The sequence below is a fragment of the Patescibacteria group bacterium genome, assembly GCA_018896215.1.
Lineage (GTDB): Bacteria > Patescibacteriota > WWE3 > 0-14-0-20-40-13 > 0-14-0-20-40-13 > JAHINB01.
In genome coordinates, this window is sequence record JAHINB010000003.1 from 20,249 (window position 1) to 38,618 (window position 18,370).

Below are 18,370 nucleotides of genomic sequence, written 5' to 3' on the forward strand. Positions count from 1 at the left end.
TTATTGTCAACAGGAATTTTAGGGTACAATTGCGATATGTTCTTAGAGCCAAAAAAGTCCCTGGGGCAAAATTTTTTAAAGTCGCCAAAAGTCTTAAATGACTTTATTCAGGCGTGTGATTTATCGAAAAACGATGTGGTACTGGAAGTTGGAGCAGGAACTGGGGCAGTGACTAGAGAGCTTGCCGAGGTTGCAGGCAAGGTAATTGCTGTTGAGTTTGATCGAGATCTTGTGGAAGCACTTAAGGAATCATTAAAAGATTATTCTAATGTGGAGATCGTTAACGATGATATTTTACAAATTTTCCCTACTTCGCTCGCCGTTGGTGAGCTACACAGGGCAGGCAATTTAAAGATAGTGGGGTCGATTCCATATAGTATTACTTCGCCATTGATTGGCAAAATTTATGAACTTAAACAAAAGCCAACCTTAATCTGTTTAATTGTGCAGTGGGAAGTGGCAAAAAAGATTTGCGCTAAACCGCCCAACGCCAGTTATTTGTCCAATCTTGTGGCAACATTTGGAGAAGCAAAAATTATAAGAAAAATCCCACCGGGAGCGTTTTGCCCAGCACCACGAGTTGACTCCGCGATTCTACGAATCGTCACGCATAATAAATATCCTGATATCAGGACAAAAGAATTCTCTCAGTTTCTCCATAAGGGGTTTAAACATCCTCGGAAAAAAATCAAGCAGGTTTTCACGCTAGAAGAACTGTTAAAGGTTGGGATAGATCCAAGCCTCCGCCCCGAAAATCTTTCTTTGCTGAACTGGCTAAACCTTTTTAATTTGGGAGTATCCCATTTGGGATACTCCCATATGAGATAAGGAAATATGAGGGGATCATGCGCGTTTCGTATTTGGTACAATGAATCTAGGAATCAAAAAACTATGAATTTAGAAAATTTACCAGAACATTTGGTGCAGTCCCCAATTTGGGGAAAATTTAAGACCCAAATGGGAACGCCAGCGTACACCGCGGGCGGTGTGCAATTTACCCTCCACAAATTACCTCTTTTGCCTTACTACTTGGCATATGCTCCCAAGATCAATCTCAAGAATATTAACTATGAGGAAGTGGGTAAAGTTGCCGAATCAAAAAATGCGGTAGCCGTGCGTTTTGATGCACCTAATGTTGTTTTGGCTGATGATACAGCAAAAAGTCGGGTACTACCCGATTCGGGTAGTACCCGATATAATGTTGTACCTGCGCCAAAAGATACTTTTGCTAAGTACAATATTCTTTTAGATTTAACTCCAAACGAAGAAACGCTTTTTAAAAATCTTAAATCCAAAACCCGTTACAACATCAGACTTGCCCAAAAAAATGGCGTTGTAGTCAAGAAATCGAACGACATAAATACATTTTTAGAGCTCAATCGCAAAACCGCAAAAAGGCAGGGTTTTTTTGTCCACGCAGATTCTTATTACAAAACTATGTTCGAGATCTTGCAAAAGGAAGGTTTGGCCTATCTATTTATTGCTTATTTAAATAACGAGCCACTTGTTGCTTGGATTCTAATCTGCTATCAAGGGGTTTTGTATTATCCTTACGGAGCTTCTTCCGAAAAACACAAAGAGGTTATGGCGTCCAACCTAATGATGTGGGAGGCAATAAAATTTGGAAAAGAAAAAGGTTGTAAACTGTTTGATATGTGGGGGGCAACTAACGATGAAAAAGACCCCTGGTGGGGGTTTACGAGATTTAAGTTGGGATATGGGGGAGAGTTGGTTAAATACATGGACTCCTTCGATCTCGTTATTAATAAACCGATATATAGACTATTTAATGGGGTGTATAGATTATTTTGGTTTTTTCTCAATTTAAAAAAGCTATGGATCTAAGGCAAACAAAACACTGGGGAGAGTATTTAAAAGCTTTAGGCTGGGACTCTTTAGAAACAAAAGGCAATAATTTGAGGATAAAAAAGCTAGGAGTATTGGGGAGTATTATAAAAATCCAAAGACCGCGGGAGCTAAACGAAAAAATTCTCCAACAAATTGCCACAATTGCCCAAAAAGAAAGGGCAATTATTGTTAAACTAGAGCCTAATTTGGGGTTTAATGACGAAAGATTGCTTGCAAAGTATGGTTATAAAAAAGATACCTGGCCCACAGTTCCTGCCCACACTATCATTTTAGACTTGAGTGACAACATTCCCAACACTTACACAAAAGACGCCCGATATTCTATTAGAAAAGCCGAAAAAGCGGGCATTCTCACCAAGTTTTTTAAAACCACAAACCCCCAAGCTCAAAAAGAATTTTATAAACTCTATAAAGAATCCGCCAAGGGAAAGTTTTTTGTGTCCTCATTTGAAAAGGATTTTATTCCCAAATGCCAGGCGCTGGATAAGAGCTCATTTATAGCGTTAGCCTCGTGTGACAACAAGAATAAGGGATTATCCCAAATTTGGGATAATCCCTATTCAGGGGCGTTTGTTTGTGTGGTTGGTGATACGGCACACTATCTGCACGCAGGTACCACTCAAGAGGGTAAGGACACAGGCGCCCCTTACAAGTTAATCTTGGAGATTTGTCAAAAACTAAAAAAAGATAAAGTTAAGTATTTGGACTTGGAAGGAATTTATGATCCCAGATATCCTAAATTTACCAAAGGTTGGCAGGGGTTTACCCATTTTAAAAGCCAATTCGGTGGGCGCATCATGGAATTTCCGCCGTCATATACAAAGTACCGTGGCTTGCTTAAACTTCTTGCTAGTTTTAGCTATTAATTGTAGACTTTATGTATGTTCTTTAATAACGCCCTAGCTTATACAATTTCTAACCCCACGCAGTACGGCGATATTGGATCTATTGTCACGACCCTTATTCCCAACATCTATATGGTTGCGGGACTGATTTTCTTTTTCCTATTGGTAATGGGAGGGATTAATTATATGATGGCAGGGGGCGATGACAAGGCTATTAACAAAGCCAAAAACACCCTCACCGCCGCGGTGATTGGTTTTGCTATAGTATTTGGAAGTTTGTTTGTGATTAAAATTTTAGAAATTGTTTTGGGGATTAAATTGTTTTCCATAGGATAAATGTCTACAAATAATTATTCTGCTAGGTTGATTGCGGTTCTCCTTGGAGTCTTTTTGGGTTTAATTTTTGTGTCCCGAAGCGTTCTGGCCTATTGCGAGGATAGTACTGGTCAAAGATATGATGTTTTGTGCAATACAGATAGTCAATGTCAACAGGATACAGTTGTTATTGGCGGAGTCGGGGAGAGAATCTGTATGGTAGGAATTATTTGTCAGCTAAATGTTGCTGCTCCTGTCGGTGCCAGGATGGCTCCAGGTTTTAACAATGCTCTTCCTGCCTCCGAAAAGGGAGTCTGTGTGTCTTCGTTGGGGTATATAAACATTGCTCGAAACAAAATTGTTGGCGGATACAGTTTAACGGGAACTGGTTTGCGGGATCTGATTAACAATGTTACCTTGGCGGTGGGTGTTGTTGTGGGGCTAATATTTTTTGTGATGCTGATTTTGGGTGGAATTGCGTACATGATGAGTAGTGGAGACGAAAAACAGCTAACTAAAGCTAAGCAACAAATAACCGCAGGACTCATTGGGCTGGTGATTGTTTTTATGGCGTGGTGGGTGGTAAAAATAATTAGTGTAATTTTTGGAATTAATATTTTACAACCGTCATTTACAGGTCCTTGATATATGAATATTTTACTTGCAAGAACATTTGATCTTTTTGATAAAACTAAACCCGCTGATGGTATTTTCGGAGTGATCCCAGGCTCTCAAAAAGATGCCGCCCTTGGAGGTAGTGCGAATTTGTTTGTTGAGACAATAAGTTATGTGGTTATTGCTGCGGGAGTTGTTGCGGGGCTGATACTATTGGGAATGTTGATAATGGGAGCAATAACTTACATGACGAGTGCGGGAGACGAAAAGGTTTTAACTAGAGCCAAACAACAGATGACTAACGCCGTTATTGGGTTTGTTATTATAGCTATGTCTTATTGGATTGTTAGAATTATTGGTACAATTTTTGGATTACCGAATATTTTAAAACCAACATTTATAGGTCCATAAAATATGACAAAAAACTTATTGGCGATAACAGAATTTAAACCGGATAAATATATTGGTGGGGTGCTTCCTAGCCAGAGTTCCGGCGCTACCCAGCCCGCCGAGTCAATTTTTGGTCAAACGGTGCAGTATATAATTTCTGCTGCATTTGTCATCTCGGGACTTGCCTTTCTGGTGACTTTTATTATGGGGGCGTTTACTTACCTATCCAGCGCTGGGGATGAGAAGCAGTTGGATAAGGCCAAAAAGACTATGACTAATGGCGTGATAGGCTTTGTAATTATGGCAGTAACATTTTTGATCGTTAACCTATTAGAGAATATCTTTGGGATAGCGCTTACTACTTTTACATTTGAAGGACTTTAAAATATTATGACTACTAATTATGGGAATTTAAATCCAGTTGGGTACTTTGGTAGCGCCATAAAAACTGGGCAATTTGTTTCGGTGATTATTACGGTAATAACTGTTGTTGCTGGGCTGTACTTTTTAGTTAACCTTGCCATGGGGGGTTTAAGCTACGCCACAAGTGCGGGGGACGAAAAGGAGCTTGCCAAGGCTAGAAAAACACTTAGCAACGCGCTATTGGGGTTTCTTCTTGTGGTATCTTCATATTTTATTTCTGGTTATGTGGCTTTAAGACTTGGAATGCAAGATATTCTAAAACCTGCCATTAATACCGCAAGCAATACCTCCCTTGTATGTGTAAATATTACTATGACTCCAGCGAACCCGTCTACCACAGTTGCCTCTTATGATATATATCTGCACTCTGCTGGTGTAGACTTTTACAAATCACACTGGACAAAGACGGTTGGTGAGGATGTCATATCTTTAAGTTTTTCTAAATCTGCATTTCCAGTTGTAGCAGTGACAGCACTTGTGGTACCTATTATTCCAGGTGCTGGAGCCCAGCCTCCGAAAATAGGAATGTTGGGCGCGTATGATGCGAATGGATGCTACTTTACAGAATTTGATAATTTGTAATCAATTATGGAGAAAAAATTTCTAACATTTAGCCTAGGGGATGTAAAAAACAACGCTATACCTAACGCAGTTCCGCAAACTGGTAGTAATACATATACTGGGAACATAGAGTCTATCATCAGTGTTATTATTGGAACGATAACAATTATTGCTGGTGTTGCCTTGTTGCTCTACTTGGCGATGGGGGCGTTTACCTATATGACAGCAGGGGGGGACGAAAAGGCGGCGACCAAAGCTAAAGGCATGATCACGGATGCGGTGATTGGACTGATTATAGTTGTTGCCAGCATGACCATTGCGACAATTTTATTAAAGATTTTTGGATTAGATATTAAAGCCCTGCCCTGGTATTCCTAATTATGAAATTAGCTGTTATTACAAACCCCGCTCTTCCCTCCGGATCGTCGGTGCAAACCGCCTCGGGTTTTGCTAACTATGTTTCGATTGCTCTGCGCACCATGTACATTATCGGTGGTGTTGCCATGACCGTAATTTTAGTTTATGGGGGACTCATGTACATTACCAGCGTCGGCGACGATAAAGCGCTTTCTAAAGCTAAAAAAATTATGACCGACGCTATTATTGGCATTATAATTTTGGCTTCTACCATTCCCATCGCTAAAATTTTAGAAAGTATTTTTGGCTTAAATATCTTTAATATTAGTTTTCCGGCTTTTTCTGATTTTATTGGAGTTGGAGGAACTTAAGATGCTTGATTTAACTCAATTGATCGCCCCAGTTTACGCCGCCGTTTCTGGCGGGACAGTAGATACCAGCTCCTGGCAACCGGAAAACTTTAAAGGGCTGATAGAAATCGCCATTCGGACGCTTTTTGTGGTTGGGGGCGTAGCCTTTGTGATTTTGTTTTTAGTTGGCGCAATACGATATATCACTAGCGGGGGAGATGTTAAAGCGGTGGATGGGGCAAAGAAAAATATTACCGCGGCAATTGTGGGGGTTTTGATTTTAGCTTCGGTTTACACTGTGGCGTGGTTTTTAAATAGGACCCTGGGCGCGCCGACTTTTGGTGGAGTTGTTAGTTGGACAGGGAGTGGGGGTGGGTACACCAGTCCCCCTGGAGTTGGCGCAATCCCAAGTGGTTGCGCACCAGATAATTGTCCATTTGATGGTAGAACTGGCAATAACCGTTGTTTTGGAGGCTGGACTTTTGGTTGCGATTTAGTTTCTGATCCCAAACAAAAATCTAAGTGCTTTAGATTAAGCAATGCTTCTGGTGGATGGGATTCGGGAAGTCACAACAAATGGATCTTAAATGCTTGTCAAGTTCCGGGAGAAACAGATCCAGCAAAAACTCTTGTCGATTTTCCGGTTGGTGATTGGGGTGATGTCTGTGTTCCTCATGATCAAGGCGTGAGTTCTAAATCTTGTGATTGTGGACAATGCTTGTAGTTCCGAATGCTTGCAAAGAGATTAGTTGTTAGTTACAATGATTAAAGTTTAACTTGGGAGGTGAGTAAATTACTATGAACTTCAAAAAAATACTCGGATCGGTGTCGCTTGCCACAGCAACCGCCTTGTCTTTGGTCAAAGGTGTGTTTGCGGCTGGTGTGGATTTGTCCATACAAACAGGAACTTTTCCAACTGGTTCGCAAAGGTCGTTTGGAAGCTTTTTTAGCTTTGCCATCAGAATACTGTTTGCCTTGGGCGGAATCCTGATGCTGGTCTTTTTGATTATGGGTGGGATTCGCTACATTACCAGCGGAGGCGACAAATTGCAGGCGCAAGGCGCCAGAGACATGATTACCAACGCTTTAATTGGAATCATTATTATTGCCGCATCTTACGCTATAGCAACTTTGCTGAATAGCTTGTTTGGAATTGATATCTTTAATGCTACAATCAGTATTCCAATGACCAATCCTGTTGTTTCACCATAAACTCAAATCGCGCGATTTGAGACGCAAAAGCCGCGGTTTTTACCGCGGTTTTTGGTTGTAGTCAAAAACTCCCTTAGAAATTAAAGCGATTCTTTCCATGGCATCTGGCGGGGAGTCGCTTTGCGACATTACCACTAGAATATAATTTCCGTTATCCGTAAAAACTATTCCAGCATCATGCTTAAAAGAGTCAATCTCTCCTGTTTTATGGGCAACTTTTACTGTGGGGGGTAAATATTTTGGCAACCCATTATTTAATTGCTGGTTTGCCAAAAGATTAAGCATTTCTTGAGTGTTTTGCTGATTGGCAAGTTCGCTTTGATAGAGTTTTTTAAAAAAGAGAGCCGTATCGTAGGGTGTGGTTGTAGGGGGAGTGTTGTATGATCCCAAATTTGATTTGGTAAGACCATTTTCTTTTAAAAATGTGGCAACAGCGGATAAACCCACTTTTTCGGTTAAAAGTAGCGCCGTGTAATTGTCCGAAACGGTAATCATTTGGGTTAAGGCATCAGCGACTGTAAAGGTAACTTCCCCTTCGGTTTGTTCGGCAGAATTTGCATCAATATTAAATTCTTGATTTAGTACAGTCGCATCCTGACTTAAAACCTGGTTTTCTTGTAACTGTCCATTTTTAATTTGCTGGTAAGCTGTTGCCATAACCCAGAGTTTATACAAGCTTCCAGCGTCAAAAACAATCTGTTCGTTAGAATAGTAAGTTTCGCCGGTTTTAAGATTCTGGATAACTATCCCATATGTTCCAGTTGCTCCTTCCAAGGCGGTATTAACAATATCTTTTAAAGGGGTCGTTTGATTAAGATTCGTCTCTTCTTTCGTTAGGACGAACCTATTGCCACTAATTTTAACGGCAGGACTTAAGAGCAAAAAAACACCAAGCACTCCTACAAGTAACAATGGTAAAAGTTTAACAACTCGTTTTTTCTTGTTTTTCATGACCAAATTGTATCATTTAAAGCGTACCCTCTATTTTTATGGCTTTTCCTTGAATAATTGCCTGGGCAATCTTTTTACTGGCACTGCCTAATAGTCTAGCAAAGGTTGGCTGGGAGATTTTCATTTTTTCCGAAGCTTTCATCTGCTCTAATCCGTCAATCTCATGTAGTTTTAAGGCCTCTAACTCATCAGGCAACAAAACTACTTCCTCAAGAACCCGTAAAGGAATCCCTTGAGGTTTAAAGTAGTAAACGGTTGGTTTAAACCGCAAACAGCGGGGTTTTTTTGGTCTGGACATATTGTTAATCCTGCTTTTGCAAATTAGCAAGTTCTTTTTCGGTTTCTTCTATTTCTTCTTGCAGGGCTTTACGGTATGCTTTAATATCCTCAACCTTCTCCTCTTTTGTTTGAGGAACATTCCATCCAAAGTATCTACCTAACCCTCTGCCGTATCCACGGCATCTGCCAAATCTCATTCCGGTCATTGGACCTTGTCCTTGCGGACCTGTTTTATCTAATGCTGGCATATTTTTATATCACCCCTTTCAAATTTGTAATGAATATGTATTCATATTATCAAGGGAGTTGTTCTTTGTCAAACCAAAAAAATATTTCTTCCACTTCAGAGGTGGGGGATCCTAGTTGATAATTATATATTATTAGTAAATGAAGAAATAGTTCGTATTAAAGGGCTAAAAATACTATGCGCCTTGTGGCTTGTTCCGACCCAGGGTCGTGGAGAAGAATGGGTGCAGTCTCCATATATTCCGTCAATATGGAGTTTCCAACTCCATAAACGCTTGACATTGTGGTTCGGTGGGTTACACTGTACCTAACATGATAAAAAGACAAATAATCTTGCCTCAAAATACAAGCTTTTTTCTTTTCGGACCACGCGGTACTGGAAAATCTTATCTTATAAAGGAGCGTTATCCTAAATCTGTGTACATAGACTTACTAGAATCCGATACATACCGACAGCTACTAGCAAAACCAGAGAGATTAAGGGAATACGCAACATTAAACAAGAATCTTCCTGTAGTTATTGACGAAATACAAAGAGTTCCAAATCTATTAAACGAAGTTCACCGCCTAATCGAAAACGAAAAGATAAACTTTGTACTTACTGGATCGAGTGCTAGAAAACTTAAAGAAACGCAAGCCAATTTACTTGCAGGTAGGGCATTAAAATACAATCTATTTCCACTAACTCTTTCGGAGATAGGGAAAGATGTATCTTTAGATAGGATTTTAAAAGACGGTCTATTGCCAACTATTTACGACCCTAATAAAAATATCGATCCAGCTAAGTATCTGGAGAGCTATGTACAGATTTACCTAGAGGAAGAAGTTTTACAGGAGGGTTTAACTAGAAACTTAGCCAATTTTTCGCGTTTCCTAGAAATTGCAAGTTTTTCTCAAGGGCAACAACTAAATGTGTCAGAAGTAGCAAGAGAATCATCTATAAACAGAAAGGTTGCTGAATCCTACTTTAGAATTTTGTATGATTTACTAATTGCTTACGAACTTCCAGTTTTTAAAAAAAGAGTAAAAAGAAAACTGGTATCTCAAAGCAAGTTTTATTACTTTGATGTCGGAGTTTATTCCACAATAAAGCCAAAGGGGTTTTTGGATAGGAGAGAAAATGGAGAAGGCATACTTTACGAAAGCCTTGTTCTCCAGGAAATTGTGGCTACCAACTCTTATCTAGGCTCAAAATACGAAATTAGTTACTGGAGAACAAAAAGTGGTGTCGAGGTAGATTTTGTGCTTTACGGGGAAGACAAATTAATTGCAATAGAGGTTAAAAGAAAAGATAATATTTTAAAAAGTGATATTACTGGGTTGTTAACATTTAAAACCGATTATCCTATGGTAAAGTCGTTTGTCTTTTACGGAGGAGATAAGATATTAAATATAAATGGTGTTATAGCTATACCAATAAAAGAGGCTCTTTTGAACTTAACGGAGATATTCCAAGGAAGCTATCCAGGTTAGATTATAAAAGACAAATTTTCTGCAATCTAGCTCCACATACAGTTTATTTCTTTCTCATCGCAATAATCAAACCTTCATGATGCCCGTACTTTCCGCCTTTCCACCGATTAGTTTCCACCTTTACTATGTCAAAATATTTTCCATATTGTTTTTTAACATCTTCAATGCTGCGGCAACCTAGGTTATTATAGTTTGGATCTTTAGCGATGTTTGCTTTGTATCCCGGATGGTTTTTACTGAACCCAAAATACATCAAGTACCCCTTGGGTTTAAGTACACGTATGCAATTGCCGAAGGTTTAGTGTTAAACCAAGGTTTTTTGGGAACAAAGATTTCGGTAAGCTTCTGATAAAGAATATTCATTATAAGGAGGACGAACGATGTTGGAACCCCTTTCTAAAGACCTAATAACAAGAAACTGCCTTACTAAAGAACAACTGGTGATAAAAACCCTGGTTTTTCCAGAAATCTTTTTGAGACGACATAATTTTGAGATATTCCAAGTTCTAAAGATAAAGTGGAGAGTTTGGAAAAATCCCGCACTGTTCCAGTAAGTTTTATCTCGAAAGCAATATGTTTATCTAAAATAGCGTCAATCTCGGCGGTATTGCGTTTATTATAGAAACTGATTTTATTGTAGCCCGAAAGTTGGTTTATAACAGCATTCTCAAATACCTGTGCTTCGCTCACTTTTCCAATCACATTCAAAAGTCCAGTGTCCGTAAAGAAGACCTTTTTACCTCCTGCTACGGCTCTATCAATACTATTGCTAAATCTTGGCAAAAGCCGAATAAAAAATGTCCCCTGCAAAAATTCAAGAAAACGATATATCTTTACTCTATCAATAGAGAGCTCACTGGATAAACGGGTTACATCAAGCATTGACCCAACTCGGGGAACCAGAAGTAAAATCATATCTCGAAGTTCTCGAATATCTGTGTAGTCTGATAATATTTTAATATTTTTTTCAAAAAACGATGCGAAGATATTTTTGAGAACCATCACCTTCATATTTTTATCCTCTGTTGTTACCACTTCAGGAAAGCCACCGTATGTGAGAAAATCATCATATTCTGCAACACGCGCTTTATGAGTAAAAATACTATTTTTACTTGGCGCATCTTGTAAAGTAAGATTTAGAATTTCCTTTAGAGAAACAACATCTCTAAAGTAGAGATATTCTTGGAAGCTTAATGGAGGAAGTTCGTACAAGAATTTACGACCAGATAAAGACTCGGGAAATAGGGTTTTTAAGTAATAGTTGGAAGAACCTGTTAGATAGAATTTAACACTATAATGGTCGATTAGATACTTAATAACTTTAGTTATCTCAGGGAAATTTTGAATTTCGTCAATAAACACAGATAAATTACTAGCCTTTTTTCCCATGTCAGTAAGTCTTTTATAGATTACTCTGTAATCTTCGTCTTCAAATATTTTCTGATCGAGTGGGTTACCAAAATCAAACCACAATTTTGGCTCTTTTACTTCTTCGTATATCTGGCGCATTAGAGTTGTCTTTCCGACTTGTCGCATACCAGTAATAAGAAGTGCGTTTTTATGATTGAGATGTTTTATTAATTCGTAATACAGAAGTCTCTTTTTCATGGTGTAAATATATTGTTACAAATCTGCGTTAATTTGTAAAGAGTTGTTTTTTATGTGCTTTGGTTATATTAAGTACCAACTGGCTCCGCGGCCTGGATTTGAACCAGGAACCATCTCGTTAACAGCGAGCCGCGCTACCGTTGCGCCACCGCGGAATACATTATATCTTATACCACAAAACTATCAAAAATCCCAGCCATCCACCCATTTAATAACCTTTTTACTTTAGCGTTGCCAACTCTAATAGAAAAGACTCCGTAACTGTGTATATTTTTTCTTATCTTATTACTATTGTTTTTAGGTTTTACCTTGTAGGTTTTGTGAAATCTTTCTACTGGTATCCCAGATATTTTCGACCAAAATTCCTTAGCTTTATTTTCGTCTAAATTATCGTGAATCCATATAGCCCCCTTTAGTTTTTTATCATCCATATCACAAAACTCTCTAAACCACCCTGCCATAAAGCTAATTACTTTGGGATCAGTGTTTGCAAATCCTATGGACTTATCACCTTTGGTACCTTCTGCACAATAAAGTGCTACCCCAATTACAAACCGATCTCTTTTTGTAAGTTTTCCTACTTGATTCTTTCCAATTTGGCGCAAATCCTCGATTTGCTTTATTCTTCTTGCCTGTTGCCTTTTTGCACCGATTATTCTACCTCTTTCTGCTCCTAATAATTTCTTTTTTGACAATCGTAAAGCTTGCTCTTCGGTTAAAGCTATATCCCTACACCACACGCTAAGAGTACCTTTAGAAACTACAATCTTCTCTCTAATTTCTCTGTAGGAATATCCCGAAGCCCTCATTTTTTGTGCCAGTAATTTTCTTTCGAGATCTTTGTAACCACCCATTTCTAAATGGAGCATTGGCGTTTTTGTATATTGTATTAATCGCCTGTATTATGAATTTTGGGTCAAAAAGCATGTCTCGACCCAATTCCTTTGTTGCTCCAATTGCTTTTATTTCTCTTTTTACATTGTCAACCGCTGTTATGGGTTATTTGTTTGGTTACTTGCCCGCAACACTCTATTTTGACGGTAAAAAGAAACAGGCCGTCAATATGTTTTTACAAACAGTCGCCGTCTTTGCGGGGCTTACGGTTGTAACTTTTGCAATTCTTTTTTCTGGTGTTATATCTTAGGACTTGATCGATAAGGAAATTTGCGTAAGAGAATTTTTTATAAATTCGTTATCAACTTTAAAACCCTCCATCATATAGTCTAGAAACTGTAATGCATACAGCGCTGTGGCTCTTTGATTGTTCTTTAGGGTTAGATTTGCGTTTTAGAAAACAACCAGCTTCCAACCGTTAGAAAAAGCGCGCAAAGCAAAGAAAGAACTGCAAAATCTGGCAAAATCCCAAAATGAGAGGTTCCAGTAAGGGCCGCGCGTAACCCATCTACCCCGTAAGTTAGCGGGTTTATTCGAGTTATCACATCTACCGCTTTTGGAAGATTGTTTAAAGGAAACAAAGCTCCCGACAGGAAAAACATTGGCATAACAAGAAAATTCATAATAAGTTGGAATCCCTGCATATCCTCTAATTTAGAAGCAATAGCGGTCCCAAGTGCTGTAAAAGTTAGAGCTATGAGAAAAATAAAAACCAGAGCCAACGGTAACATAAGCCAATTTGATACCTTAAAACCAATCAATAAGGCTATTATAAATACCAAAAGACCCTGAAATGTGGCGACGGTTGCCCCTCCCAAGGTTCTGCCAATAATAATTTCTAAACGGGAAACTGGAGCAACCAGCGTTTCTTTTAAAAAGCCAAACTGCTTGTCCCAAATAACCTCAATTCCGCTAAAAAGCGAAGTAAAAAGCACCGATTGGGAAATAACTCCCGGGACCAAAAATTGCAGATAATTTCCCGCTCCAGCTTTGGCAAAAACTGGACCAAATCCAAACCCCAAAGCTACCATAAAAAGTGCCGGCTGTCCCAAAGCCCCGATAATTCTTGATCGAGAACGGGCGTATCTTTTTATTTGGCGCAACCATAATGTATAAATTACCATAGTATTTAACGATGAAACAGCCTTCTGCGGTTTCTTAAATGATCTAGATGATTAGCCTCTTCCTCTCGAATAACATTTCCTGTTAGCTTAAGAAACGCCTCTTCCAAACTTGTTGCTTGAGTTTCTTTTTTTAATTTCTCCAAAGATCCGTGTCCCACAATTTTTCCGTGGTCAATTATAGCTATTTCCTTGGCCATTTTTTCGGCTTCTTCCATATAGTGAGTGGTAAAAAATACGGTGATTCCCTCGGACACATTTAAGTTTTTTATATAATTCCAAATTTGGTTTCGGGTTTGCGGATCAAGTCCCAGCGTTGGTTCATCTAAAATAAATATTTTAGGGCGATGAAGCAATCCCCTGGCTATTTCTAGCCTTCTTTTCATGCCACCGGAAAAGGTTTTAACAAGGTTGTCTTTTCGTACCCAAAGCTCCACAATAGTAAGAAGCTCTTTAATTCTTTGTTGTCTTAAATCCTTGGGTACTTTGTATAAAGCGCCATGAAAGTCCATGTTCTCGTAGGCGGTTAGCTCATCATCTAAACTGGGGTCCTGAAAGACTATTCCAAAAGATTTTCTTGTCTCGTCGGGGTTTTGGGTTGGATCAAACCCATTTAGAAGCATCTTTCCCGAAGTCGGTGAAAGTAGTGTAGTAAGCATTTTTATTGTGGTGGACTTTCCCGCTCCATTAGGTCCTAAAAAGGCAAATATCTCTCCCTTTTCTACTGTAAAAGAGATATCGTCAACGGCGGTAAAATTTCCGTATTTTTTGACTAAATTTTTGACCTCGATAATGTTTTTCATATTATAAAACAACAAGCACCGCTCCTATTGCCATTAATGCGCCACCTAAAGCAATTGTTAGGGTGACTTTTTCTTTTAAAATAAAGGTTGCAAGTAAAATAGTAAATATAAGGCTTAGTTTATCTATTGGCGCAACTTGAGAGGCTTTTCCTAGTTGTAAGGCTCTAAAGTAAAAAATCCAAGATAATCCTGTGGCAATTGCCGAAAGAACTAAAAACGCCAAAGAGAAGCGGGATAAAGACGACATCTGTTTATAAGTGCCTTGTCAGAACACAATACCCCAAGCAAAAAACAAAATTACCACCGTTCTTATGGCGGTGGCAAGGTTGGAATCAACTCCTTTAACCCCAATTTTGGCAAATATTGTGGTAAATGCGGCAAAAACAGCAGAAAGCAAAGCATAAATTAACCAAGTCATTAAATAATTGTACTCTACATCGGGAATCTATTGTAGTTTTTAGATATTTACCCTAAACTTTTCCCAATGGATTATTTTGACAGAAACAAACTCGTTTATTACCCGCTAGACCTGCTCGGAATAAAAAGAGAACTTCCTCTTGTTGCTATTTCTCCAAAATTAAAAATCGCCTCCGTAAACCTTCTTGGAGATGTGGAGTTGGTAAATGTTTCGGCAAAAGAAATTGCCAAAAAAATTAAAAACTTAGATTATGACATGTTGGTTGGCCCCGAAGTTAAGGTTGTCCCGCTGATTCATCAGTTGGCTACAATTACAAAATCTAAAAACTACATTATCTTTAGAAAGAATATTATGGGCTATATGGTAAAACCAGTTATGTCCTTTGGTAAGGATAAATTGGTTCTGGATGGGCGAGATGCCGAATTGTTAAAAGGTAAAAAGGTTATTATTGTAGATGATGTGGTCTCAAGTGGTAAAACCACCCATGCCATAATTGCCCTTTTAAAAACCCTCAATACCAAAGTTGTTTGTGTAGTCTCAATATTTAAACAAGGCGATGATGAGATGTTAGATATTCCAAACTTTATTTATTTAGCAAAACTTCCCCTTTTAAAATCTTAAATAAGTTTGTAACGCTTTCGCTTCGCGAAACATTTTAGTATTTTTTCTCTAATCTTGTTATAGAAACTAGTTGACTTGGCTAGTTTAATAATTTAATGTAAGGTTGTTAGGATTACATTACAATATCCCTCGCCGAGGGAAAAAGCAGATGCTTAACTATAAATTGGCAAAATTAATGACCACCTGTTTTTGGGTTTTTACCGAGGGTGGTTTTTTAGTCTCTAGCACTTTAAAAACTGAATATCTCATTAATTAAGCGGTAGCAAAATGCTCATCTCTTTTGAGTTGGCTATTTTGCTATCGCTTAAGCGTGGCTCCACAATTACTTTGTGGAAAGACAATTCCACTTTCAGTTCAGTTTTAGGAGGTTTTCCATGTCTCGCTCAAAGATCGCTGTGTTGTTCGGCTTATCCCTTCTCGTGCTCATGAGTTCGTGCGCGAGTCCTGCCACCCCACAAGTGGTGGAAAAGATCGTTGAGAAGGTGGTCGTGGTCACTGCACAACCAGTTCCTGTAATCAAGCTCGTGCATCTCAATGTCCCGCTAGGGTGGGTAAACAATGACGAGTTCGTGGCGCTACAGGTGGCTCAAGCCAAGGGGTTCTATGCCGAGGCAGGCCTCGATGTCAACTTGATCTCTGGCGGTGGCTCCACCGGGTTCGATCCTCTGGTTGCCATCATGGGTTTCGATGACAGTATTCGGATCGGTGTGCCGGCGGCAATGAGCTTGGTCGTCAAGGCCAAGTCGGAGGGTATTGATGTGGTAGCAGTGGCTGCCCTGACTCAAGAAGAGCCGGGCGGTTTCATTGCTCTTACCAAGTACGCCCCCCAGGCCACCGGGCTCTGTGACTTTAAGGGCAAGGTCGTCTCCATGCAAACGGAGGCGACATGGTATGTAGATGCACTCGGAAAGCAATGCGTCACCGGTGCCCTAGTTGCTGGCGAGGACTTTACCGTCGTGCCGGCTGGTTGGACACCTGATTGCCTTCTGGCCACCGGCGCCAACCGTTGCGATTTTTATTGTGGTTGGGCGACCAACCAGGTGTTCGGTCTCGAGCAACAGGGGTTGAAGCTCGGAGTGGACTTCCAGTTCTTTCTGGCGAGCAAGTATCTGCCGTTTCACTATGCTGATGTCATCGTGGTGAACGGCGCCTGGGCCAGGAAAAACCCGGAGATCGTTCGTGGCTTCGTTCAAGCCTCGATGAAAGGGTTGCAATATACCCTCGATCATCCTGACGAAGCGGTACAGATTTCTGGTGCGGTACCGGGGATGGATCTGGCTCACGCCACCTGGCGTATCCCGATTCAGAACAGACTCGTTACCAACGAAGACACCGCCAAATTCGGTGTTGGGTACATCGATGTGGGCAAGGTTCAGGATATGATCAACCTTCTCGCCGAGAAGGACCAGATCAAGACCGAGTTCGATGCCAGCACCGTCGTCGACAGCTCGTATCTGAAGTAGTTCTATGTTCTACTATGAAATATGGAGGGTGAAATGAACGCACTCGGGATTCAAGATCTGACCGTACGGTTCGGTAATCTAATTGCTCTTTCGCAAGTATCGTTGACAGTGCAAGAGCATGAGATCGTCGCCCTTATCGGTCCATCTGGATGCGGAAAGTCCACCCTCTTGCGTGCAACAGTCGGCATTGTGCCTGGCATGGTGCCGACTGCTCACTTAGAAGGCGGGATTGACCTCTTTGGAAAATCGCCGATCGAACGCCACAACGGCGAGGTCGATATGGTTTTCCAAGAGTCTTGTCTCCTGCCCTGGAGAACAACCCAAGCCAATATCAGGTTGGGTTTGGAAATTCTTGGCAGGAATGCAAATAACGGCACTTTACCGACCATCCTGGAAGCCATTGGGCTGACAGACTTTGCCAATTGTAAACCCCGCGCGCTATCAGGTGGTATGCGCCAACGCGCCAGCTTGGCCACATCACTTGTGACTCACCCAAAACTCTTACTCATGGATGAGCCTTTTGCCAACCTCGACTCCTTAACCAGAGAACAGATGTGGCAACTCGTAGAGCATCTACATTTGGATGATAAAATCCAAGCCGCATTGTTGGTAACCCACTCCATTGAAGAGGCTGTTGCTTTGGCTGATCGGGTACTGGTAATGAGTGAGCGACCCGGTCAAATCATCGGTGAAGTGGTTGTAAGACTTCCTCGTCCTCGGATCACTCCAGAGGGGTTGTTGGTCGAAGGCTTTGGGGCGGTAGCCAACCAAGTCCGTCGTTTCATCCGCCACGGAGGTGAAGTATGAAAAGGTCACAATGGCTGGTACCGCTGGTGACCCTCACCTTCCTGCTTGTGGCCTGCGAAGTGTCACTGACGCTGGCGCGAGTATCAACCTTCATTTTCCCCAAGCCAACGCTGATCGTCAAAGCGTTGGTTGAAAACTGGGGTTGGATCGTTGCCAACTTGCAAGTCACAGCCATGGAAGCAGTTGTCGGTTTCGCCCTTAGTATTGTGCTTGGGATAACACTGTCGACGGTTTGTCTGTTTGTCCCGCAAGCCGAGAACCTCGTCGTGCCTTTCGCCATCGCCATTCGCAATGTGCCGTTTGTTGCTTTGGCGCCGATTCTCTTCATGACGATGGGATATGGTCCCTGGCCCAAGATCATCATCGTTATGATCGTTAGTTTCTTTCCAATCATGACCAATCTTACGGCTGGATTTGCAAGCGCAGAAGTCGCTCAAAAGGAAAGATTCTTTGTATGGCGAGCGACCCGTTGGCAGATGTTTGTCAAGCTTCAACTGCCTTCGGCTATCCCGTATTTTGTGGCAGGGTTGGAAATCGCGGTTAGTAACATCATCATTGCCGCGATCGTTGGCGAATTGATGGGAACGACCAAGGGCTTAGGATTGGTCATTATTATGGCCGTGTCCCAGTACCGGTTTCCTTTGCTGATGGCAACCGTAGTGGTTACGACAGCACTGTCAATTGTGACTACATGGTTGCTACGCCAGGCAATGCGAATTGCCTTTTCACCTTGGAATTAAGGAGAGTAC

The 18,370-nt window shown here is 40.6% G+C and carries 25 protein-coding genes, 1 tRNA gene and 1 pseudogene; 18 read left to right on the forward strand and 9 right to left on the reverse strand.

The window, feature by feature from the left end; genetic code table 11:
- The first annotated feature begins 36 nt into the window (after positions 1-36).
- From rsmA to KKF75_00380, 12 genes are all read left to right on the forward strand, one after another.
- Positions 37-828 (forward strand): ribosomal RNA small subunit methyltransferase A, encoded by a 792-nt coding sequence (gene rsmA, locus KKF75_00325; GenBank protein MBU4380653.1) that lies wholly within the window; start codon positions 37-39, stop codon positions 826-828.
- A 63-nt stretch (positions 829-891) separates the two neighbouring features.
- Positions 892-1,845 carry a peptidoglycan bridge formation glycyltransferase FemA/FemB family protein gene (locus tag KKF75_00330; protein MBU4380654.1) on the forward strand — a complete coding sequence of 318 codons (954 nt, stop codon included), beginning with the start codon at positions 892-894 and terminating at the stop codon, positions 1,843-1,845.
- Positions 1,836-2,735 carry a peptidoglycan bridge formation glycyltransferase FemA/FemB family protein gene (locus tag KKF75_00335; GenBank protein MBU4380655.1) on the forward strand — a complete coding sequence of 300 codons (900 nt, stop codon included), beginning with the start codon at positions 1,836-1,838 and terminating at the stop codon, positions 2,733-2,735. The genes KKF75_00330 and KKF75_00335 overlap by 10 nt, the downstream gene beginning before the upstream one ends.
- Positions 2,736-2,750: 15 nt before the next feature.
- Positions 2,751-3,050 carry a hypothetical protein gene (locus KKF75_00340; protein MBU4380656.1) on the forward strand — a complete coding sequence of 100 codons (300 nt, stop codon included), beginning with the start codon at positions 2,751-2,753 and terminating at the stop codon, positions 3,048-3,050.
- The gene (locus KKF75_00345) at positions 3,051-3,674 is read left to right on the forward strand and encodes a pilin (GenBank protein ID MBU4380657.1); all 624 of its coding nucleotides are present in this window, start codon (positions 3,051-3,053) and stop codon (positions 3,672-3,674) included.
- Between the two features lie 3 nt (positions 3,675-3,677).
- Complete coding sequence (locus KKF75_00350; GenBank protein MBU4380658.1) at positions 3,678-4,055, forward strand: hypothetical protein; 378 nt, start codon at positions 3,678-3,680, stop codon at positions 4,053-4,055.
- Positions 4,056-4,058: 3 nt separating this feature from the next.
- A complete protein-coding gene (locus KKF75_00355) occupies positions 4,059-4,418 on the forward strand; it encodes a pilin (GenBank protein MBU4380659.1) in 360 nt (119 codons plus the stop codon).
- A 6-nt stretch (positions 4,419-4,424) separates the two neighbouring features.
- On the forward strand, positions 4,425-5,039 hold the full coding sequence (locus KKF75_00360) for a hypothetical protein (protein MBU4380660.1): 615 nt from the start codon (positions 4,425-4,427) through the stop codon (positions 5,037-5,039).
- Between the two features lie 6 nt (positions 5,040-5,045).
- Positions 5,046-5,396 (forward strand): hypothetical protein, encoded by a 351-nt coding sequence (locus KKF75_00365; protein MBU4380661.1) that lies wholly within the window; start codon positions 5,046-5,048, stop codon positions 5,394-5,396.
- A gap of 2 nt (positions 5,397-5,398) precedes the next feature.
- Entirely contained in the window at positions 5,399-5,746 is a 348-nt protein-coding gene (locus KKF75_00370; protein MBU4380662.1) for a hypothetical protein, read from the forward strand.
- Between the two features lies 1 nt (position 5,747).
- Positions 5,748-6,449 (forward strand): hypothetical protein, encoded by a 702-nt coding sequence (locus KKF75_00375; protein MBU4380663.1) that lies wholly within the window; start codon positions 5,748-5,750, stop codon positions 6,447-6,449.
- A gap of 74 nt (positions 6,450-6,523) precedes the next feature.
- The gene (locus KKF75_00380; GenBank protein ID MBU4380664.1) at positions 6,524-6,937 is read left to right on the forward strand and encodes a hypothetical protein; all 414 of its coding nucleotides are present in this window, start codon (positions 6,524-6,526) and stop codon (positions 6,935-6,937) included.
- A 39-nt stretch (positions 6,938-6,976) separates the two neighbouring features.
- Here KKF75_00380 and KKF75_00385 read toward each other — a convergent pair whose 3' ends face one another.
- Genes KKF75_00385 through KKF75_00395 form a run of 3 tightly spaced genes read right to left on the reverse strand, consistent with a single transcriptional unit; the run spans position 6,977 to position 8,415 of the window.
- Positions 6,977-7,888 carry a class A beta-lactamase-related serine hydrolase gene (locus tag KKF75_00385; protein MBU4380665.1) on the reverse strand — a complete coding sequence of 304 codons (912 nt, stop codon included), beginning with the start codon at positions 7,886-7,888 and terminating at the stop codon, positions 6,977-6,979.
- A gap of 16 nt (positions 7,889-7,904) precedes the next feature.
- The gene (locus KKF75_00390; GenBank protein ID MBU4380666.1) at positions 7,905-8,186 is read right to left on the reverse strand and encodes a DUF134 domain-containing protein; all 282 of its coding nucleotides are present in this window, start codon (positions 8,184-8,186) and stop codon (positions 7,905-7,907) included.
- 4 nt (positions 8,187-8,190) lie between these two features.
- The gene (locus tag KKF75_00395; GenBank protein MBU4380667.1) at positions 8,191-8,415 is read right to left on the reverse strand and encodes a DUF5320 domain-containing protein; all 225 of its coding nucleotides are present in this window, start codon (positions 8,413-8,415) and stop codon (positions 8,191-8,193) included.
- A 310-nt stretch (positions 8,416-8,725) separates the two neighbouring features.
- Between KKF75_00395 and KKF75_00400 the strand changes: the two genes are divergently transcribed.
- Complete coding sequence (locus tag KKF75_00400) at positions 8,726-9,886, forward strand: ATP-binding protein (protein ID MBU4380668.1); 1,161 nt, start codon at positions 8,726-8,728, stop codon at positions 9,884-9,886.
- A 426-nt stretch (positions 9,887-10,312) separates the two neighbouring features.
- Here KKF75_00400 and KKF75_00405 read toward each other — a convergent pair whose 3' ends face one another.
- The 3 genes from KKF75_00405 to KKF75_00415 all read right to left on the reverse strand — a co-directional run bounded on the left by KKF75_00405 (position 10,313) and on the right by KKF75_00415 (position 12,363).
- Positions 10,313-11,494 carry an ATP-binding protein gene (locus tag KKF75_00405; GenBank protein ID MBU4380669.1) on the reverse strand — a complete coding sequence of 394 codons (1,182 nt, stop codon included), beginning with the start codon at positions 11,492-11,494 and terminating at the stop codon, positions 10,313-10,315.
- Between the two features lie 80 nt (positions 11,495-11,574).
- Positions 11,575-11,649, reverse strand: a tRNA-Asn gene (locus KKF75_00410).
- A 12-nt stretch (positions 11,650-11,661) separates the two neighbouring features.
- On the reverse strand, positions 11,662-12,363 hold the full coding sequence (locus KKF75_00415) for a hypothetical protein (GenBank protein ID MBU4380670.1): 702 nt from the start codon (positions 12,361-12,363) through the stop codon (positions 11,662-11,664).
- 35 nt (positions 12,364-12,398) lie between these two features.
- On the opposite strand from KKF75_00415, the gene KKF75_00420 reads away from it, so the two are divergent.
- Complete coding sequence (locus tag KKF75_00420) at positions 12,399-12,638, forward strand: hypothetical protein (GenBank protein MBU4380671.1); 240 nt, start codon at positions 12,399-12,401, stop codon at positions 12,636-12,638.
- Between the two features lie 130 nt (positions 12,639-12,768).
- Here KKF75_00420 and KKF75_00425 read toward each other — a convergent pair whose 3' ends face one another.
- The 3 genes and pseudogenes from KKF75_00425 to KKF75_00435 form a co-directional block, all read right to left on the reverse strand.
- Entirely contained in the window at positions 12,769-13,512 is a 744-nt protein-coding gene (locus tag KKF75_00425) for an ABC transporter permease (GenBank protein ID MBU4380672.1), read from the reverse strand.
- Between the two features lie 5 nt (positions 13,513-13,517).
- Positions 13,518-14,312 carry an ATP-binding cassette domain-containing protein gene (locus KKF75_00430; protein ID MBU4380673.1) on the reverse strand — a complete coding sequence of 265 codons (795 nt, stop codon included), beginning with the start codon at positions 14,310-14,312 and terminating at the stop codon, positions 13,518-13,520.
- A gap of 1 nt (position 14,313) precedes the next feature.
- A pseudogene (locus KKF75_00435) lies at positions 14,314-14,730 on the reverse strand (EamA family transporter).
- 66 nt (positions 14,731-14,796) lie between these two features.
- On the opposite strand from KKF75_00435, the gene KKF75_00440 reads away from it, so the two are divergent.
- From KKF75_00440 to KKF75_00455, 4 genes are all read left to right on the forward strand, one after another.
- The gene (locus KKF75_00440; protein MBU4380674.1) at positions 14,797-15,351 is read left to right on the forward strand and encodes an adenine phosphoribosyltransferase; all 555 of its coding nucleotides are present in this window, start codon (positions 14,797-14,799) and stop codon (positions 15,349-15,351) included.
- Positions 15,352-15,725: 374 nt separating this feature from the next.
- Positions 15,726-16,814, forward strand: a complete 1,089-nt coding sequence (locus KKF75_00445) for an ABC transporter substrate-binding protein (protein MBU4380675.1) — start codon at positions 15,726-15,728, stop codon at positions 16,812-16,814.
- A gap of 21 nt (positions 16,815-16,835) precedes the next feature.
- Positions 16,836-17,621: an ABC transporter ATP-binding protein gene (locus tag KKF75_00450; GenBank protein ID MBU4380676.1), complete on the forward strand. Its 786-nt coding sequence runs from the start codon at positions 16,836-16,838 to the stop codon at positions 17,619-17,621.
- Positions 17,618-18,361 carry an ABC transporter permease subunit gene (locus KKF75_00455; protein ID MBU4380677.1) on the forward strand — a complete coding sequence of 248 codons (744 nt, stop codon included), beginning with the start codon at positions 17,618-17,620 and terminating at the stop codon, positions 18,359-18,361. Before KKF75_00450 ends, KKF75_00455 begins: the two co-directional genes overlap by 4 nt.
- Positions 18,362-18,370 lie beyond the last annotated feature (9 nt).

Bases quoted from the DNA above. Each gene is read 5' to 3' on its own strand.
- KKF75_00340 (MBU4380656.1), top strand. From the start codon at position 2,751: ATGTTCTTTAATAACGCCCTAGCTTATACAATTTCTAACCCCACGCAG.
- KKF75_00360 (MBU4380660.1), top strand. From the start codon at position 4,425: ATGACTACTAATTATGGGAATTTAAATCCAGTTGGGTACTTTGGTAGC.
- KKF75_00395 (MBU4380667.1), bottom strand. From the start codon at position 8,415: ATGCCAGCATTAGATAAAACAGGTCCGCAAGGACAAGGTCCAATGACC.
- KKF75_00350 (MBU4380658.1), top strand. From the start codon at position 3,678: ATGAATATTTTACTTGCAAGAACATTTGATCTTTTTGATAAAACTAAA.
- KKF75_00415 (MBU4380670.1), bottom strand. From the start codon at position 12,363: ATGCTCCATTTAGAAATGGGTGGTTACAAAGATCTCGAAAGAAAATTA.
- KKF75_00330 (MBU4380654.1), top strand. From the start codon at position 892: ATGAATTTAGAAAATTTACCAGAACATTTGGTGCAGTCCCCAATTTGG.
- KKF75_00385 (MBU4380665.1), bottom strand. From the start codon at position 7,888: ATGAAAAACAAGAAAAAACGAGTTGTTAAACTTTTACCATTGTTACTT.
- KKF75_00390 (MBU4380666.1), bottom strand. From the start codon at position 8,186: ATGTCCAGACCAAAAAAACCCCGCTGTTTGCGGTTTAAACCAACCGTT.
- KKF75_00455 (MBU4380677.1), top strand. From the start codon at position 17,618: ATGAAAAGGTCACAATGGCTGGTACCGCTGGTGACCCTCACCTTCCTG.
- KKF75_00380 (MBU4380664.1), top strand. From the start codon at position 6,524: ATGAACTTCAAAAAAATACTCGGATCGGTGTCGCTTGCCACAGCAACC.
- KKF75_00345 (MBU4380657.1), top strand. From the start codon at position 3,051: ATGTCTACAAATAATTATTCTGCTAGGTTGATTGCGGTTCTCCTTGGA.
- KKF75_00355 (MBU4380659.1), top strand. From the start codon at position 4,059: ATGACAAAAAACTTATTGGCGATAACAGAATTTAAACCGGATAAATAT.
- KKF75_00375 (MBU4380663.1), top strand. From the start codon at position 5,748: ATGCTTGATTTAACTCAATTGATCGCCCCAGTTTACGCCGCCGTTTCT.
- KKF75_00440 (MBU4380674.1), top strand. From the start codon at position 14,797: ATGGATTATTTTGACAGAAACAAACTCGTTTATTACCCGCTAGACCTG.
- KKF75_00405 (MBU4380669.1), bottom strand. From the start codon at position 11,494: ATGAAAAAGAGACTTCTGTATTACGAATTAATAAAACATCTCAATCAT.
- KKF75_00445 (MBU4380675.1), top strand. From the start codon at position 15,726: ATGTCTCGCTCAAAGATCGCTGTGTTGTTCGGCTTATCCCTTCTCGTG.
- KKF75_00420 (MBU4380671.1), top strand. From the start codon at position 12,399: ATGAATTTTGGGTCAAAAAGCATGTCTCGACCCAATTCCTTTGTTGCT.
- KKF75_00400 (MBU4380668.1), top strand. From the start codon at position 8,726: ATGATAAAAAGACAAATAATCTTGCCTCAAAATACAAGCTTTTTTCTT.
- rsmA (MBU4380653.1), top strand. From the start codon at position 37: ATGTTCTTAGAGCCAAAAAAGTCCCTGGGGCAAAATTTTTTAAAGTCG.
- KKF75_00370 (MBU4380662.1), top strand. From the start codon at position 5,399: ATGAAATTAGCTGTTATTACAAACCCCGCTCTTCCCTCCGGATCGTCG.
- KKF75_00365 (MBU4380661.1), top strand. From the start codon at position 5,046: ATGGAGAAAAAATTTCTAACATTTAGCCTAGGGGATGTAAAAAACAAC.
- KKF75_00430 (MBU4380673.1), bottom strand. From the start codon at position 14,312: ATGAAAAACATTATCGAGGTCAAAAATTTAGTCAAAAAATACGGAAAT.
- KKF75_00450 (MBU4380676.1), top strand. From the start codon at position 16,836: ATGGAGGGTGAAATGAACGCACTCGGGATTCAAGATCTGACCGTACGG.
- KKF75_00335 (MBU4380655.1), top strand. From the start codon at position 1,836: ATGGATCTAAGGCAAACAAAACACTGGGGAGAGTATTTAAAAGCTTTA.
- KKF75_00425 (MBU4380672.1), bottom strand. From the start codon at position 13,512: ATGGTAATTTATACATTATGGTTGCGCCAAATAAAAAGATACGCCCGT.